The sequence below is a fragment of the Gordonia sp. VNK1 genome (assembly GCF_040049135.1).
Taxonomy (GTDB): Bacteria; Actinomycetota; Actinomycetes; order Mycobacteriales; family Mycobacteriaceae; genus Gordonia; species Gordonia oleivorans.
The window spans coordinates 90,655-108,750 of sequence record NZ_JBDZDJ010000019.1; the positions used below are offsets into that span (position 1 = coordinate 90,655).

The 18,096-nt window shown below is 62.7% G+C and carries 9 protein-coding genes; 1 reads left to right on the forward strand and 8 read right to left on the reverse strand.

Annotated elements, in window-relative coordinates; translation table 11 throughout:
- Positions 1 to 3: 3 nt before the first annotated feature.
- The 5 genes from ABLE94_RS20095 to ABLE94_RS20115 form a co-directional block, all read right to left on the reverse strand.
- Entirely contained in the window at positions 4 to 2,820 is a 2,817-nt protein-coding gene (locus ABLE94_RS20095) for a DEAD/DEAH box helicase (protein ID WP_348809650.1), read from the reverse strand.
- 35 nt (positions 2,821 to 2,855) lie between these two features.
- Positions 2,856 to 4,592 carry a DrmB family protein gene (gene drmB, locus ABLE94_RS20100; protein WP_348809651.1) on the reverse strand — a complete coding sequence of 579 codons (1,737 nt, stop codon included), beginning with the start codon at positions 4,590 to 4,592 and terminating at the stop codon, positions 2,856 to 2,858.
- Positions 4,589 to 7,774, reverse strand: a complete 3,186-nt coding sequence (locus ABLE94_RS20105) for a helicase-related protein (protein WP_348809652.1) — start codon at positions 7,772 to 7,774, stop codon at positions 4,589 to 4,591. The genes drmB and ABLE94_RS20105 overlap by 4 nt, the downstream gene beginning before the upstream one ends.
- Positions 7,771 to 9,585: a UvrD-helicase domain-containing protein gene (locus ABLE94_RS20110; protein ID WP_348809653.1), complete on the reverse strand. Its 1,815-nt coding sequence runs from the start codon at positions 9,583 to 9,585 to the stop codon at positions 7,771 to 7,773. Before ABLE94_RS20110 ends, ABLE94_RS20105 begins: the two co-directional genes overlap by 4 nt.
- Before the next feature lie 197 nt (positions 9,586 to 9,782).
- A complete protein-coding gene (locus tag ABLE94_RS20115; protein WP_348809659.1) occupies positions 9,783 to 10,247 on the reverse strand; it encodes a very short patch repair endonuclease in 465 nt (154 codons plus the stop codon).
- Between the two features lie 94 nt (positions 10,248 to 10,341).
- Here ABLE94_RS20115 and ABLE94_RS20120 point away from each other — a divergent pair, with 94 nt between their 5' ends.
- On the forward strand, positions 10,342 to 13,476 hold the full coding sequence (locus tag ABLE94_RS20120; RefSeq protein ID WP_348809654.1) for a DEAD/DEAH box helicase: 3,135 nt from the start codon (positions 10,342 to 10,344) through the stop codon (positions 13,474 to 13,476).
- A gap of 64 nt (positions 13,477 to 13,540) precedes the next feature.
- On the opposite strand, the gene ABLE94_RS20125 is transcribed toward ABLE94_RS20120, so the two are convergent.
- The 3 genes from ABLE94_RS20125 to ABLE94_RS20135 all read right to left on the reverse strand — a co-directional run.
- Positions 13,541 to 14,839, reverse strand: coding sequence for a restriction endonuclease (locus ABLE94_RS20125; RefSeq protein WP_348809655.1), 1,299 nt, complete (start codon positions 14,837 to 14,839; stop codon positions 13,541 to 13,543).
- Positions 14,840 to 15,021: 182 nt separating this feature from the next.
- Positions 15,022 to 17,859 (reverse strand): hypothetical protein, encoded by a 2,838-nt coding sequence (locus ABLE94_RS20130; protein ID WP_348809656.1) that lies wholly within the window; start codon positions 17,857 to 17,859, stop codon positions 15,022 to 15,024.
- A gap of 2 nt (positions 17,860 to 17,861) precedes the next feature.
- On the reverse strand, positions 17,862 to 18,096 hold a 235-nt coding region (locus ABLE94_RS20135; protein WP_348809657.1), incomplete at its 5' end, for a hypothetical protein.

Here is an 18,096-nt window from a genome sequence, read left to right on the forward strand (position 1 = left end):
GTGTCACCCCTTGGGCTTGGGAATGATGACACCGATCACGCGCACAAACGGGTCCCCGGATGCGGCGAGGGAGTCGATGATGGTGGACCAGCTGCCCGCGGTGTGCTCGATCTCGAGTCTGCTGTCCTTGCGTTTGCCTGGTTCGGTGGCGATCTTCAGTGCCGACTGTTCCCACTGGGTCAGGCCGGCGCGGTATCGGTCGACGCGTTCGAGGAGGTCTTGTTCGAAGTCCTCGCGCCGGTCGCGGATGTGGGCGAGGGCGGCATCGACAGCGGCGGGCACGAGATCCTGCAATTCCGCGAGCCGGTCGTCGTCGATGCCGGGGTTGGTGGCGTCTTCACTCAGTCCCGAGATCTCGACGATGGTCTCGAAGTCGTCGACCTCGGGTGACCGCGGCAGCCCGGTGACCGCACCCCAGTGGGCGATGGCCGGTCGTCCGTCGTCGTTGGACCACACGGCTTGGGTGAGGAAGTAGACGCGATCGACGGAGCCGGTGACGACGGGGATCTCGTTGCGGCCGAATCGTCCCACGGCACGGTCACCCGCCCAGTCGAGAACGGGATGGATCGGGGTGAGGAAGTGCACGTCGGGCCAGGAGGTGTCCTGCGCCTTCTGTGCTCGGGCGAGACGCTCCTTGGCGACGTCGGGGCTGCCGGTCAGGCGGAGGCGCTCTTCGATTCCCTGCTCGGCCCGGTAGTCCGGTGGGAGGTCACGGAATCGGGTGATCAGGTCGTCGGGTGGGGTGAACGCGATGAGGTCTTTGTCGGCCTCGCGGTACACGTCGAGCTTCGTCGCCCCCTTATCGGTGGCGATATCGGCCAGTTCTTCGGTGAGGTAGTTGTCGTCATCGTCGAAGAACGACAACCTGACGGAGGTGTCGGGGGCTGGCTCATTCTCGTGCTCGCCGCCCTTGATCATCAGTCGGGCAAAGGGATTGAGCTTCTCCGGAGTGGGTTCGGGGATGACGGTGTCGAGATCTTGCTGGGTGCGGATGGCCTCCATGACGGTCTCTTCTTCGATCTTGGCGTCATGAAGGTCGAGGAGTACTTCGGCGTCGCCGAGGGCACGGTTGGCCTCGTCTTCTTTCAGGAGCAGTTTGGTGACGACGTTGAGGTCGTCGGTGACATCGTCGTCGGTGGTCAGAGCCAACGCCGTGATCTGGGGCGCATGCACTTGACCGTAGCGGTCGATCCGGCCGTTGCGTTGCTGGATGCGGATGAACGACCAGGGTAGGTCGTAGTGCACCAGGTGGTGGCACTCCTTGTGGAGGTTGAGGCCTTCCGAAGCCATGTCGGAGGCCACGAGAATACGGATCGAGGAGGCCTTCTGCCCGAAGCCCTCCACCACCGATTGGATCTTCTCGTCCGAGAGGCCGGCATGCAGAACCTCCACGGGAAGGAGCCCATTGACGGCCTTGACGGAGAACTTCAGCTTCTTCTGCAGATGGGTTTGGAGCCAATCCTGCGTGTCGATACGCTCGGAGAAGATGACCGCCCTGGTGTCTGAATCCTTGCCCACACCGATCGAGTCGAGGTAGGCGACGAGGGCATCGAGCTTGGCCGGGGAGGTCTTCTCGGCCTTCGCTGCGAGATCGTCGAGTCGAAGCAGTGCCACCGCTTCCCGGTCGTGGTCGTTGTCGATGGTCTTCAGGCGCCGTCCGATGCTGGCCCGCAGGGCGCGCGGCGACGAGAGGAACGCCTTGTACAGGGTCCACGGAAAGAGTTGTCGCCCTTTGCCTTCGATGACGGGACGCCCGGTCGGGTGCAACCAGACATCCTCCAGTTCGCGAAGAACCTGCAACTCTGCGGGATTCGGTTCGACGCCGAGGACATCGGGTTTGCGGCGGGCCTTCCACTTGTGGGCGACGTCGAGCTTGACGTCTGCCGAGTTGCGGTGCCGTCGCACGTAGAGGTGCTTGATGTCCTTGGCCTCGTACTCGTTCGGATCGACGATGGCCGTCGGATCGAGCATCGAGATCAGTTCGGCAAACGACTCCTGTTTGCCGTTGTGCGGGGTGGCGCTGGCCAGGATGAGGGCATCCGATTGCGCCGCAAGCAGTCTGGCGAGTTCGTTGTTCTGGGTGCCGCGATTGATCAGGTTGTGGCACTCATCGATCACGACGGCGTCCCAGTGCTGGCTCTTGAGGTGGTGCTTGTATCGGGCCGGGTTCTTGAGGGTGTCGATGGACACGATCACCCGCTTGTAATAGCTGAACGGGTTGCGTGAACTGGGGAGGGTTTGCTTGACCTTCTGGATGCCGGCGGAATCCAGTCGGATCAGTGGGATGGCGAAACGCGTCCACAGCTCCTGTTGGAATTGTTCGAGCACCGCGCGGGGAGTGACCACAAGGATGCGCTCGCCTCGTCCGCGTCGGATCAGCTCGGAGAGCAGGATACCGATCTCCAGTGTCTTGCCCAGTCCGACGGCGTCACCGATCAGGATGCGTGGGCGCAGGTTCTCCAGCGCCTGCGCCGCCGGCCGCAGCTGGTAGTCCATGCGATCGAGTAGCGCCTGATGTCCGACGGCGATCCGCGTGTCGGCCGCGGGCACCGGGCTGCTGCGTCGTACCGACTCCAGCCACAGACGGGTTCGACGGAATCCGGGCGATACGTCGGCGACGAGTTGGCCCTGGCGCGGGTCGAGCCGGTCGATGGTGTCGAGGTCCGGGTGATCGAAGAACACCGCGTCCTGGTCACGGACCAGTTCGCTGACACCGGTGACCTCGACGCGGGTGCCGTCCAGCTCGGTGGCGCGCACCGAACGGACGAGCCACTCCTCATCTCGGACGATGACGCGCTCACCTGCAGCGATATCAGCCACGACCCAGCCTCCTCGAATACAGCCCGGTTCGCAGCCTATGCCTGCGCGAGATACCCGCTGAAGAGGCCTGCGTCCTCTTCCCCGGGCTCGTGGGTACCGAACAGCAGCGCGCGATCCAGCAGCGTGTTGTTGAGCTCGCAGGAGGTCTCCGGCGCCAACACGCAGGCATGACACGCGGCCATGTTCAGGGCGTCGGTTCCCGATGCCGGCGACTCGATGCACACGGGATCGGACGAACACCACGACAACCTCGTCAGGCCTTCTTCGATGGCGGCGGCGAACTTGGTCGGATCGGCCTGAGAGGCCACACCACCGAGGCTTCCGGCCGAGTCGGAGCTCGCGGTGTAGATGAGGATTCCGGCCATGTCCTCGTCGACGAAGAGGCGCTCTCGAAGTGAGGATGCCGGATACCCGGCGTCCAGGGAGAGCTGATCGATCAGCACGTGAGCCAGCGTGTGGAGTGCGACCTTGGAGATGTCGACCGTGATGGGTGGACGTTTGAACTGTCGGGCCTGCCTGTTCGCAGAGTCCTGCAGCTTGCGACGGCGGTCCTCGGCGAAAGGCGTTGCTGCCCAAGCCGTCAGCTCCTTGCGATCGAGAGCGACGAAGATCCCTTCGCCGATGACCTCGATGGCCGGGAGCCAGTAGAGGGGCTCGGGTGCGAGCTTGCAGAGTGTGTCCGGGTCGGATTCCCCGGACAGTCGGGAGAATCCACGCAGGGCGCGGACCTCGCGGAGACGTGTCACCTTCCGCAGATCGGTGAAGATCTCCGGCACACCGTCGGGGAATTGGCCTCGGGTGACCGTCTTCTCGCAGACGAAGTCGGATTCGTCGGATTCTTCCCGCCCCTCGATGAGCTTGGCGAACTCCTGGCGGCGGAGTTGTTGTTCGTCGACGTCGTCTGCCTGTTCTTCACCGCGACGCCGTTCGATCTCGGCCATGATCTGCTCATAGGAATATCGCCGAGAGTCCTCGGCGATCTTGCGGATGAGGGCTTCGCCGGCCAGGTTCGGATCCTCGAGGACAGTCCAGTGCTTGTTGACGAACTTCGCGAGGGCCTCCGAGTACGGCGGGATGGAGATCGTCGACCGTACCGCCGGGAACCACACGTTGGATGCACCACGTTGGAGCACCTGAGGAGTCTCAGCACAGTCCTCCGAGTACTCGCCCCCCAACCACGGCCGCCGGCCCTTGCACCGGATGACACCTTTCATCGCCGTCGTGCTGGTCGCCCCATCGAGGCTTCGGGGCTCTACGCCACAGGTGCACTCGAGCTCGAGGTCATCAAGAGACGAGGTGCGTCCCAGCGTTTGCATGCGCATCTCATGCTTCTGATCCCCTGACGCCGAGGGACCCCTATGTAGCCATTGGAAAAAGGGGAACTCGTCGATATGTCCACGCACACAAGCGGTGATCAAACGGAACGGTGACAGAGCTGCGCCCACACGCCCTTCCTTGCAACGACAGTGCGAGGCATTCCAATCGCCACCCAGGTGCGCAGTCGTCCCGACGCGTCGACACGCAGGGCAGATCTGCGTCTCCGGAAAACGCACGACCGGCACATCGCGTTTCCCACCGGCCGGTGGGGACTTGAGCTCCGCGACGCCGAGGGATCGCGCGAGACGCGGCTCGCTGATGGGTGGGCACGCATCCTCATGCCATTCATGCAAGCCGGAGATCATGAAGCTCGTTGTCTCCGAAGGGAAGAGACCACCGATTCCGTACGTGCTGAGAAGCTGACTACGACGGGCCTTGACGTTGTTGGTTTTCATTTCACCTTCTTCAGCGGAATCTGGTACAGGCTGCTTTCGGCGTCCACATCTCGCATGCTTTGCAGGGTCGGCCAGGGCACCTTCTGTTGGGAGTACTCGATGTCCTCGTTGGTCAGCGCATCCTCTGGCCGCACCATGAGCGCAGCCTCCAGATTCTTGTTCTGGTACTTCATGTTCTCGCGCTCCTCACCGGCGTCGGCCCACACCTTCAAGAGCGCTGCGAGCTGATCCTCGGTTGCTTCGGCCTCATCGGGGGCAACCCTCTGCACTCTCTCGACGATCAGGCGTACAACCTCGGCCAGTGCGTCCCATTCGTCGGCCGCCAGATGTGCGGAACCGTTGCCTGACAGCCCTCCGATGAGGAGACGCGCCATCGAGACGAGCACGCCGTGTAAGCCCCGATCTCTGGCCCGCGCTGCGAAAGGTGTTGCGCTGGTGGCCTCGACCGCGCGATACAACGACTGGTGGAATGGCCGGAAACTCTCGTAATGCGAGCGATCACGCGAGCGGGCCGAGTTGAAGATGGTGACCACGAGGCCGGGATGTTGGCGCCCGACACGGCTGGTTGCCTGAATGTACTCCGCACTTGCCTGGGGCTGGCCCATCACTGTCATGAGGCCGAGCCGATCGATGTCGACTCCCACCGAGATCATGTTGGTGGCCAGAACCACGTCGTTCGGTCTGTGCTTACCGCCCAGTCGCTGTTCGAGTGCCTTGAGCCTTCCAGGGATTTCCGACGATGGAACCCGGCTGGTCAGCTCGCTGAGCAGTACCCTCGCACGTTTCTCGGTCTCGTTGCGCTTGGCGACAACCCCGAGGCGCTCCTGGACGTCTCCCTCGACCTGCAGGTAAGCACTACCGAGTACTCGCAAGCTGTTGAAGTAGCCCAGAAGGGTCCAGTAGGGGTCCCGCGTGTCGTCGTCGCCCTTGACGTCGCTCGCGGCCTGCAAGAGCGCCGAATAGACACGGACCATCAGTGTTGCGTGGCTCGTTCCGGACGCCATCACCCCGACGTAGCGACGCGTCCCGAGTTCATCCTTGCTCGACGGCTCGGCGAAGAACGATTCATCGGGGTCGATACCCGGAGGCGGAAACAGCGCTGCAGAACGTGCGAAGACGGACTCGATCTGTTCGTCGGCGCGTCGGATGGTCGCGGTGGATGCAATGACCTTGGGCTTGGCCCGGTTGTATTCATCGTTGAGCGACGGGACCGAACATGCGGCGTCGACGGCCGTCTCGTACAGGCCCACCATCGAGCCGAGCGGGCCCGAGATCAGGTGCAACTCGTCCTGGATGATCAGCTCGGGCGGGGTGCCCTTGCCATCGCGCGCAAAGAGCTTGCCCACGTTCTCATTCCAGGCCATCATCGCGAACTTGTCGACGGTGCCCAAGATGAGTTCCGGACGCTCGCGGTACACATCCTCGTCCACGAGGTGGACCGGGAGCCCTCCTCGGAAGTCACACGATGGGGTCTTGCACGCGATGACGAGGTGGTCAAAAGGCCGGCGCTCTGCCGAGTAGTTCTCGTGGTTGAGGAACGTTCCGCACCACGGACACTGGGTGAGCTGGACAGGATTCTTCTCCTGGAGATCCTGCAGCATGGCGAGCTTCTTGAGGGATGTCCGTGCCTCGGCGACCGAGTTCGGGGTGGCGCCCGCACCGACCCACAGGCCGATGGAGAATGGCCTGGACCCGAGATCGGGATTGTCCTTGCGCACGGTCTCGAGTGAGCACATGAGCATGGACGCGCGCTCAAACTGCTGAATGGTCAACAGACGCAATGTGTATCGCATGATGACGGCAACGCCCATGGCCGAGGAATTCCGGATACGCCGCAGCAAGATGACGAAGGCCACCAACCCCAGGTATGCCTCGGTCTTACCACCGCCGGTCGGGAACCAGAGAAGATCCGCCACCTCCCTGTCGTCGTGCGTCGGATCGGTGATCCCGGGAAGGTTCAGCAGGACATAGGCGATCTGGAATGGGCGCCATGTGGCGTCCAAGCCGTCACCGACGGTGTCCTTGGCGCCACCACGCACCCAGTCCTGGCGCGCTCGCTGCAATTGCATTGCGCGATTTGCCAATCGAAAGGCCCGGAGCGCCTCGGGGTTGTCCTCCAACAACCGGATTCCGGCGTCGATCCTGTCCGCGGCCTTCCGCATATCCGCGATATGTCGGGCAGCAACGCCTTTCAGATCGTCGCCGGGCACCACATCGCCGTCGTGGATGTCGGCTTCGATTGTGCCGATCCACGTGCGGTACTGGCTGATGAGGCCTCGCAGGTTCTCGCTGATCGTGTCGATGGGATCTTCCGCGAAAGACACCATCCGAAGGTCGAGATTCTCGACCTTGCCGGGCTTGGCCCGGTGAACCTCGTGCGTGGGAATGAAAGTGGTGGCGACCTTCGCGACGGCACCGTTGTCCACCGAGTCCAGGTCCCAGTCGGCTGCGCAGCCATGCCCGATCGCGAAGGTGTGGGCGTTGCGGTACATCAGCGCGGCCGTGTCGAGGTCCGGGTCGCTGCCGATGTTGTGGGCGACCGAACGATCGACGATGTCTGCGTGCTGGGTCTGGACGGTGATGCCGACCTGGAACCACGAGATGGCATCTCGCATATCACCTTTGACGGAGATCGCGGTGTTGTTGAGCGCGACTGTGACGGTGATCTTGCCATCTCGTTCCGGCCGGACGAAGCGGTAGAGCTGCAAGCCCGGACCGATGTCGTCGCGGTACACGCCTGGCCGTTGAAGCTGCTGACCGACTGCCTCGGCTCTCAGAGGGATTCGCCTCCAGCCTTCGGCTGCTTCGTCGTCGTCGATCAGTTGCTGATACCGAGCAGCGCGCGGCGTGATTGTGACGGATCCGGCCGAAGCCCGGACCGAGAACGTCATACCCACCGACGAGGGGAATCGCATACGCGCCTGCGCGACCGGGCTGCCCTCGTCTGATTCCCCATCCGCCTCGGCTCCGGTGGGTTCGGTCTCGTGTTCTTGTTCGACGTCTTCGGCGTCCTCTTCGTCGGCGGGACGCGGCCACAGCGCTCCGACGATGTAGCGGCTCAGTGGTGCCTCGCCGATCACTTCGTGCTCGCCTTCGCCCGGTCCGATGAGGTCGGCCTCCAGCGCGTCGACCATCTCTTCGCGGAATCGATACTTTTCGGCCAGCTCTTCTTGCACGCTCATCCCACTTTCTCCATCACATCCCACAGCGGTCTCGCAAGACCGGCCACTCTCGGAACAAGCCAGAAGCCGCCAGGGCCTGCGCCCGCCTCGACGGCGATATTCGGGTCACCCGCAACTGTCTCGACCGAGACCAAGACCATGTCGGTCAGCGCGGCCGGCCATTGACCCCGACGAACCTTGAATGCGGCCGCGAAGTCCTCCCCGAACGTATCGGTGGTATGACCAACCGGTCGGCCGTCAACCGTCAACGCGTAGATGGGGCGCTGCACGTCGGAACGCATGCGGTCCAGTTCCGCCTCGACCGCGACGCCAGGTGTGAGTTCGTCGAGTGAGGCTTGGACCTGAGCAACCGAGGCGTTGTCGACAGCGACCGGTCGCGCGGCGTAGCTGTCGCCGTAGCCGATCTCCAGGGCCCGAGCCCTCGATTTGCCTTTGGGGCCCATGCGTTCTTGCAGCCGATTCGGAAGCCAGCGGCACTCGGTGACCGCCGAGTGCCGGCGCGGTGTGGTCACCATGACGATCGTGTCCCGGGCGCGGGTCAGCGCCACGTACTCGAGGCGGATCGGCGCCCACGGGTCATCCTCGTCCGGTCGGTCCGACCAGTCGGTGATGAAGACGTTGTCGAACTCGAGTCCTTTGGCGCGGTGGACCGTCGAGACGATGATCCTCATATCGTCGTCACCTTCGGTCAGGGTCAGCGGCACGGTTCCGGCTCCCAAACGACGGCGCAGGCGGTCCAGGTCGATCTGATCCATGCCCCGGCCACGTTGCTCAGCGGACTTCAGCAGATACCAGGCGTCCTCGGCGTCTGCTTCATCCAGGATCTGCTCGAGCCGCTGTTCCACGTCGGAACGGGCGACGATTGGTCCCTGCAGGTAGCCGAGGGCGGATCCGATCCACTTGGCCGCCCCGAACGACTGAGCGGGCCGCCGCACCGCGTGGGCGATGCCTTCGTCGACGAGTTCTCGGGAGACGCGCAGGACCTCTGGGTTGCTGCGGCACAGGATTGCACTGCGCCCGGCGTAGAGGTCGAGGAACGACCAGTCCTCGACCCTGTCGACGTGCGGAAGGGTGTCGCGGAATCCGCGGAGAACAGCCAGTGCTTCGGCGGGTTTGGTCTCGCTCCGCAGCAGTGGACCGAGTTCGGCTGCTCTGATGCAGTCTCCGCCACGGGCTCGGTAGTTGGTCGACAGGTTCACCTCGGTGGCACCGAGCTCGGTGGCGATGCGGCCGAGAAGCTCGGGGGATGTCGTGGGTGCGGCGGACTCGTCGAGGACGAAGTCGTAGATGCCCTGGAGGGGATCGCCGAGGACCGTGAATCCGGCGTCGTCAGAGAGGCTCGACAGCAGCGCCCACACGAAGTCGGCACGATCGCCAACCAGATCCTGCACCTCGTCGACGATGACGTGTCGGAGGGACTCGACCAGGTCGGCGACATCGCCATTGTCGGCCAGCAACTCGGTTGCCTGCCGGATACGCGCCTCGAATCCGATCGCAGGCTCGACATCTGCCTCCAGCAGGAGCTGCGACGCGAACGAGTCGAACGTTCTGACGTTGACCTCGGCGATGTCGCGCTCGGACAGCCGGGAACGGACCGCGTGTACAGCGGCCCGCGAGAAGCTCAGGACCAACAGTTCTACGGATGCGGAGAGATCCTCATCCTCGATGAGGGACTGGAGGCGAGCCGTGACGACCTCGGTCTTGCCCTGGCCGGCGCCGGCGATCACGATCAGTCGTTCGTCGGCGGCGGCCTCGGCAATGCGGTCTTGGGCCTCGTCGAGCTCGATCTGGGGGCGAGCGTTCTCGGTCATCGCTGGTCTCACTCCTGCCCGCTCATCGCGATGGTTACTTGTCCTCATGAAACCGGATGAACCCTATCGGTTGAACCGGTCTCGGTGGAGGCTCCTTCAAGACTTCTACTCGTCCTCACAGACAAAACGGGCCAGATGCGACCCCGTGTCCCTCTGAAAGCGGGACACCGGTGTCCGTCGATCAGATGAACCGTCCGTCAATGCCTTTGCCCTGTTCGCAAGAGTTCGATCGTGGCGACGATGTCGTCGGCGATGACCGAGGGTGCCTCGTGTTCCCAGTAGCGTCGAACGGTCCACCCGCGCTCCTGGAGCGCGGCGTCGGTGCGCCGATCCCGAGCAACGTTCGTGTCGAGCTTGTTCGCCCACCACTCCCGATTCGCCGCCGGACGGGTCGCATGCTCGGGACACCCGTGCCAGAAGCACCCGTCGACGAAGACGGCGAGCTTGATCCCTCGCCATGCGATGTCAGCGCGGGTGCGCATGTCCGGCTCGAGCTTCACATCGGTCCGGAAGCGAAGGCCTCTCGCGTGAAGCACCTTGCGGACCTCGACCTCGGGGGCGGTGTCCTTCGAGCGCTGCCGACTCATGCGGGAGCGGACGGCGGCGGAGGAGGCGGGTGGGCGGTAACAGCGACCGCTTGCCTCTCGTTCCGGGGCATCCACATATCTACAGTAGGACGAATCTTCGGACCTACATGCATCATCTGGGCGCCGCCGTACTCTATGCGGCAAGACGGAAGCCAGGGGGACACCTTCGATGACCGACATGCGGAAGCGTGACAGGCCGCAGGACATCCTCGGCTATTGGCGCGCAGTCGAGCTCTTCACGCCTCAATCCGTGCCCGACATCGACAGGCACAGCCCGATCCGCCAAACCCATCTGCTGTCGGACGGATTGCCCTGGGGGCCCGAGGCCGTCCCGAGGTCCATCCGCATACCCACGAAGCACGCGGTGCGCCACGCGGTCTACTTCGGGGTCTACTCTGTCCAATCCGCGTACCAGGTCCTTGACCAGGCTTTCGATCCGGACACCGAGGGCCTCGACTCACGACCAGCCGGGTCCAGCGCGTGCGCGGCTCTTCTGGTGGACAATGACGGTTTCGCCTCTCTCGGCACCCTCGCGGTGTCCGGGTGTGCCTGGGCCGTCAGCGCAGTTGACCGATGTCACTCACGTGACGAACTCCTCGCATTGGCCTGGATCGACGAGTACGAGAGAGCCGTCGCCGACCTCGCCGAGCTGTTCAGCAGCCAGTTGTCGCGTGCGGCGTCCGAGGCCGGCTCCGATTCCGGTGACGTTCCGCTGACCCCCGAGCTGATCGATGGACTCTGCGAACTCACCGGTGAGCTACTCGGCCTGCACAATGACACGCTTCCGCATAGGGAGGTGAGGATTGAAAGCTTCACTGTTCCGCTCACTTCGCTGGATCAAGATCGTCACGAGCTGTTGAACAGCTTCTTTGTCCGCGATCTCGGACTGGTCCGGGATGCCGCAGCAAGAGGCGACATCGGTCTTGGTCTTCAGCACTATCTTTCCGCAGGCACTTGTCCGCCCGCATCCCGGATCGATGTCAGAACTGACCTGGGGGACGTCTTCACCGCTGTCCGGCCGGAACGTGTTCCCCTCGGCCGTTGGCCCTCCCCACCCACTCAGCCCGCGGCTCTCAGTCAGCAGCTCGCCATCAATACCCTGCGGTTACGGCTGACCGATGGAGCCGGCATCTTCTCCGTCAACGGCCCGCCCGGAACCGGGAAGACCACCCTGTTGCGCGATGTCATCGCCTCCGTCGTCGTCGATCGCGCCGATGCACTGTCCGCGCTCGCTCAGCCAAGTGACGCATTCGGCACACCGCTCGAGTGGAAGCGCCCTGACGGGCGCACCCAGTTCGTCCGCCCACTGATCAAGCCGCTCACCGGCCACGAGATCGTAATCGCGTCGTCGAACAATGCTGCGGTACAGAATGTCACCGAGGAAATACCCGGAGTAGACGCAGTCGATCAGTCGATGTTGGGGGATCTCGACCACTTCCGCGAGATCGCCACGTCGCTGTTGAATCGCAGCGACGTGGTGGATGAGAACACGCGACCCGCGTGGGGCCTCATCGCCGCAAGACTCGGGAACAAAGACAACCGCACAAAGTTTCTCACTTACTTCCTCTTCGATTCAAAATCGAACAATTTCGGCGAGCGCGGTGCAAGAGATCGTCTGGGAATCAACACTCTCTTGAAGCAGATGGCCAAACGCACCTCGGGATCTTGGGCCGATGCAGTCGCCGAGTACCGAGAAGCACGCACAAAGGTCGAGCGCCTACGGGACGATCGTCGAGGCGCCGCAGATCTCGCGGCGGAGTTGATCTCCTTACCGGCTGAGTTGGCCCGAATGTCGGAGGAGCTGAGGCAGCTTCGCACTCGCAACGAAGGTATGCGACCCAAGATCCAGGAGCTGCGAGTAGAGCTCACGTCACTCGATGTCTACTGCGAGGGTTGCCGGCGGCAAGTACAGGCGCACAGAGATCTCCGGCCCGGGAGACTAGTACGAGCGTTCAAGAAAAAGGCGCGCATTGCATGGGAAACCGAGCTCGGTGAACTTCTGGCTCGGCAAGACCTGGCCGAGGTCCGGATATCCGCCACCGCCGACCGCCTACTGGAACTCTCGGCCGAACTGACGCGCGAGTCGTCATTGGAGCAGCAAATCACCAACTCTCGCGGACGAGTTGACGAGATCGAGCGGGAGCTCCAGCGGTATCGTCGCACGTGGAACCACTTCACTGCTGACGAGTCCTGGTGGCACGACATACGGCGCCGTGAGACGGCGTCACTGTGGTTGGATGAAGAATTTTGCGCGGCCCGCAGCGCATTGTTCGTGGCTGCATTGCGGCTGCACCATCACTTCATGAGGTTCGCCTCCGCCGAGCTCCGCACAAGCCTCTTTGCGGCTGCGGACATTCTGTCGAACAAGGCGCCTGCGACCGTGCCCCGCCACAAGGCGTTGGCGGTTTGGCAGACGTTGTTCTTGTTCGTTCCGGTCGTCTCCACTACATTTGCTTCCTTTGATCGGATGTTCGTTCACCTTGGCCGCCAGGACATCGGGTGGCTTTTGATCGACGAGGCCGGTCAGGCAGCACCCCAGGCCGCGGCCGGTGCCATCTGGCGCGCCCGTCGGTCGGTTGTAGTCGGCGACCCACAGCAACTCGAGCCCGTCGTGACGATTCCACTCCACTTACAAGGCTCCATTCGCAACACGTTCGGTGTATCCGAGAAATGGTTGCCCGCAATATCATCGGCCCAATCACTGGCAGACTCGGCAAACCCATGGGGGACGATGCTCGCCGTGGGCGCGTCGACGCTGTGGGTCGGATCTCCGCTGAGAATCCATCGCCGTTGCGACAGTCCCATGTTCGAGATCAGCAATGCCATCGCCTACGACGACATGATGCTCAGTGCGGTCTCTGGTCGCGAGGAACTGGATCTGCCGCCGAGTATGTGGCTCAATACGCCCGGGCAGGCGCGCGGGCATCTTGTGCCGGAGCAGATGGAGCGTCTGTCGCGAATCCTCGACGATCTTGTGGAGAAGCGCGGTTGCGATCCGACGCAGATCTTCGTAATCAGTCCATTCCGCGTTGTTGCGCAGTCTATTTCACGAATCTGCCAACCTCGCGGGATCTCAGGCGGAACCGTTCATACGGCCCAGGGGCAGGAAGCCGACATCGTGATCATTGTGCTGGGCGGAGATCCCGCAAAGCCTGGCGCGAAGGCGTGGGCGTCGAGCAAGCCGAACCTGCTCAATGTCGCAGTCAGCCGCGCCAAGCGTCGGTTGTACGTCATCGGCGACCGCGATTCGTGGCAAGAGTTTCAGTACTTCAACACACTTGCAGACGGTTTGCGATCCAACTGATCCTGCGTGACATCGGGATCTATGTTAAGGAAGCGTCCGAAACACGGCGTTTCACAAGACAATCTCAGTTCGCGATGATCTCTTCCGGTCGTCGATGCGTGATCGCGCCCTGATAGTCGTCAATCGTGCTCTGCAGCAGATGATGGAGATCACCGCCATAGTCGGCCTGGACGATTCTCTCCACTGCCTCTACCAAGGTCTTACCGGAGATCATCACGACTGGGTACTGATCGTCGATGATCTCGACCTGCGCTTGTCGCGAGAACGATCCGGTGATGACGTAGACACCGATCCATCCACGCCGCAGCCTGGCAACCAGCCTCGCTACCTGCTCCGCAGAGACAGTTGAAGTAGGAACGATACATTTTGCCTGTCCCAGAACAACAATGGGCATACTTGCACCAGACGCACCCATGTCGATCCGTCCGATGAAGTCGACCCCACCATCTCCTGACGAACGCGACAGCCAACCCTCCCGATAACGGGCTCCCGACTCACTCAGAACCTGCGCGGCCACCCGCGCGGCGAGCAGCTCAAACGCGTGCTTTCGCCCGTCGTAGAACTCGTACAGCCTACGCAGGGTGGCTTCTAATTCGGTCCCCGCATCGGGTTGCTGCTCAGACGGCGAGCGCACAGTGCTCGCGAGCACGCGACGCCGAATCCCCGGAATGGCTGTTGACCCATGCTTGACCCATCGCCTCCATGACATCGGTGCGTGCCGAAGCGCCGCTTGCGCGTCCAAGGAGGTGTCTCGGCGATCATCGATCCACCGTAGATCGATCTCGTCGTCGTCACCGCCGGAGACGACAGCAAGGTCCAGTGCGAGATTCGGGTAACTACGACCGGTGTCGGGATCTCGTTGCACCACATGCTCAAGACGTTCGATGATGGCGGCACCGCAAAACTCCAAATGCCCCTTCACGATCGCACGACCCTCCCGGTACACCGTCAGCGCCCGAAAGACGATGAGTGGCGGCGCGAGCGCCCGCTGCTCCGCGGTTGTCCCCGCGTGTAACGCTGCGGCCTCGAGTAGCAGCTTGTTGCCCCGAGTGGTGCCGGGCAAGCCGATGGTGGTGGGCTTGTGGTCACCGAAGTACCGGATGTGTCCGTGATCAAGGTCAAACTCGTCGTGCCACGGCGTGGTCTGACTACCGGCCTTCCATGGACTTGATCGGATGGCGATCAGCGGGCGACGCCTGCCATCCTGCGCCTCGACCTTCGTAGGAGCATTGATGCCCGCCTCCAGCATCACCTTTTTGCGTTGGAGCGCAGCGGGACTCATCATCCAGTGATAGTTCCTGAGCCCATCGATCACCAGATCGTGCTGGTTCGCGCCCTGCGCATATCTCAGTTCATCATGCACGGAGATCTTTCGCGGTGCGTCTGAGGACCCTGCCCACGTAATGTCCCCTCGCTGCTCATCCATGCACGCTCCCGAAGCTCTCGGTTCACACCACCGTTCGCGGACTGCGATCTCGGGATCATAATGCACTCGCAGTCGGCGGCACCTGGCACGAGGCCGGCATGTTGCCACCACAAACTCGCTCAGAGCTCATCGATGTCCAACCCGTATTCCTCAGCGTGTTGGACGAACACGTTCTTGTTCTTGGTGCCGCGGCGTTTGACATTGTGAGATGCCGGCAACGGCAATCTACGCAGGAAGTCGGAGTAGTTCGAGACCGCCGACTCTGACCGCACCTTCCGCTCGACGGTGGGCAAGGGATCCGGGTCCAGGATGTTCAACTCGACATCAAGGACTTCATCGAAGTGTTCTGCCACTGACCGATATGCGAGGTTCTTTCGCATCCAATCGATGTAGCGCTGCATACCCTTGTTCCCACCGACAGCAGCCGAGGCCGCGTCGCAGAACTCGTCCAGTCGGACTGCCACCGCTGCCTCCTCGTCCCTATCGCCCAGCGATCGATGCCGCAAGCACGTGAACAAGACCGTATGCGCGTCGATCGACTGTATCGATCCGACTCCGTACTCGGATCGTGCAACTTCCGAGTTCACCTTGGCGAGTTCAAATCCCTTGTCTCGATTGCTCTTGGTCGAGTGGATCAGCCACCGCGAATAGAAGGTCGAGGCCGTGATTCCGTGCGAGCTGAATCTGCCGTGAACCTCGGACATGGCCGCGGCGAACCGCTCTGCGATCGGAAGGAGCTGAGTGCTGGATCCCGATCCTCCGGCCAGGCCCAGCAGGTCGGCAGTAAGAGTCAGCAGGACCTCGTCTGTTGGTGCAACCTCGGGTTGTACGCGCCCGTACACTCCCAGCAGTAGGTCAACTGCTGCCGGACGTGCGTTGTGAGCCGCGAGAGCATCGGCGAACCGCACCGACAGATCGACCTCACTCTGAAGCTGATTCGCCTCGAGACTGCGCACGCGCGAAAGGAGCTCGGCGAACTCGCTCACAACAACCTGATACTCGGGCGTCTCGGTGATATTCGTCGTCACTCCGCGCTCCGCGAGAGACAACGAGAAGCGGTGAAGATCGAGATCCAATTGGTAACAGGTGAGCACGAAGATCGCCCGCTCCAAGACGTCGCGCTCAATCGCGCTCTGACCCTCAAGGAGGCGGCTGACGTTGATGAAGGGCTTGCCCACATCGTGCAAGGTTGGGCGGTCCAGCAAGATCTCGCAGAGCTGAAGATTTCCTGCAAGCACTTCGGGACACTCGACGGCACCTTCGTCGGCCAACAGGATCAGCCAGTTCAACGCCGCGCCGAAATCGTTGGCCTGCAGCGACTCCATGGCCATTGTCAGAACTGCAGCCGCACCGGCACGGGTCTTGGACAACTCGTCGCGCGGGATACTGCCGATCAGGGAGTGCGCGGCCGCACCCGCGTGAACCTGGGCCTCTGGCGTCGCCTCACCGATCGAGTCGATCCGAGCCGCACCGGCCGTGGCCACTTCACCTCTGAAGTGCTGTACAGCGTCGATGGGCAAGGCGAGGGCCTCTTGTGCACGCCTGCGCACGAGCGCTGCCACGCTGGGCTCCCGGAAGTAGTCCGTCACCTCCGTGTGGACCGTCCAGTTCGCGCGAACCGCCTCGTCGAATCCGGTTGCCAGGCCCGCCATTTGATTCGGAACAGGCTGGAATGCTGCTTGGACGGCGTCCAAGACCACCGGAGGGCTGTATCCGGCCAGCGGGTCACCCCCGCTCGACGAGAGAGCACCGAATGCGAGCGCATGCTGCATATGCCGTGGCAACTCGCGCCAGCCAAGATCCAAGAGTTGTTCGATCGATGTGTCATTCTCTGCGATGGCCCGCAGTTCCTGGCCCGCGGCCGAGAGAAGAGGCCTGTGTCCGAGAATACTTCGAACCCTTCCCAGACCGAGGAACGTTGTGACCGCAAGCGGCGTCCGAAGGGTGGTGGCCACCTGGATCGCGTCGTCCGCCGGAAGCTCGAACTGCGTACGAGCGCCGATCAGGTTGGCGAGGTCGCGTGGCGGAGGCGATTCGACAGCGATCCGCTTCAGTCTGGCTGTTCCTCCTACCCAGAGATCGAAATCCTGGGTGTGCTGGACCTTCCACGCCGTCGCCAGCACGATGACAGGATGAGCGGGGTCTGTCTGGAGACCTTCGAGAAACACGCGAGTGGGTTCATCCAGAAGATGAGCATCTTCGACGACCACGACCGCCGGTGTCCGTGGAGTGGCCAATCGACCGATCTCCTCGGCAAGCTGCGTTGACCTGCTCTTCGCAGAAACCTGCACTTCGAGCCCGACGTCTTGCATTCTGCTGAGTGCAGTCCTATCCCGGCGAAGTTTCAGTGCTGTCCTGCCGATGCTGAGCATTGCATCGGCAATCTGGCTGACGAAGGGAATGGGAATCAAACCCCACACGTAGCCCATTGCCTCATCGGCGCCGATGGCCGCGATGTCCTTCGCGGTCGGGGCGACCGTCTCGACGACCTTCGCCCCGGTTCCGAGTCCGGCCCGTCGAGCCGCTTCCAGGGGCCGGCCGTGGGCTTTGAGTTGACTCTCGAGCGATGCATGGAACCCCGATCCGGCAACACCTTTGGGCTCGCATCGTATCGACCACCAGGCAAAGGTCGGGAGGACATTCGGCAGCCATTGCATCGAGCTCACATCGGGCCCGAGAATCTTCCGGTTCATGGCAAGGAACCCAAGTCCGGTCTCGCTGCCGGACTGCTCAGGCGGCAACGGCGGCCAGTACGCAGGAGCCGACGCGTCATGCAGTGACTCGCGAAGGATCTCGTAGACCTCTCGGATGATCCGCGACTTGCCCACGCCCGTCGCGCCCTCCAGAAGGTACACATAGCTCTCGCCCGACCCGCCATCTACTTGGCTGCAGCGTGCGGCGAGCCCTTGAGCCGTGGACCGGTGAAACTCTCCGACGAATTCGGTAGGCCCACTCATGATCAGGACTCCTCCGGGCGCAACCCGCGAATTGCGGCCTCGAAAATGGACACGGCAAACGTGTCCGGCCGACAACGTTTCGGTCCCAGCACACCGACCAGGTATGGCCAGATCTGGGCTCTTGTGACGTAGTTGTGGGTGGGTTCGGCGTGGCGTGAGGGCGCAACGCCGTTGTCCTGCTTAAGGTTTGGTTTGCGAAGACTAAACCTGAGGAGTTCCGGCGTTGCGCATGTCCAG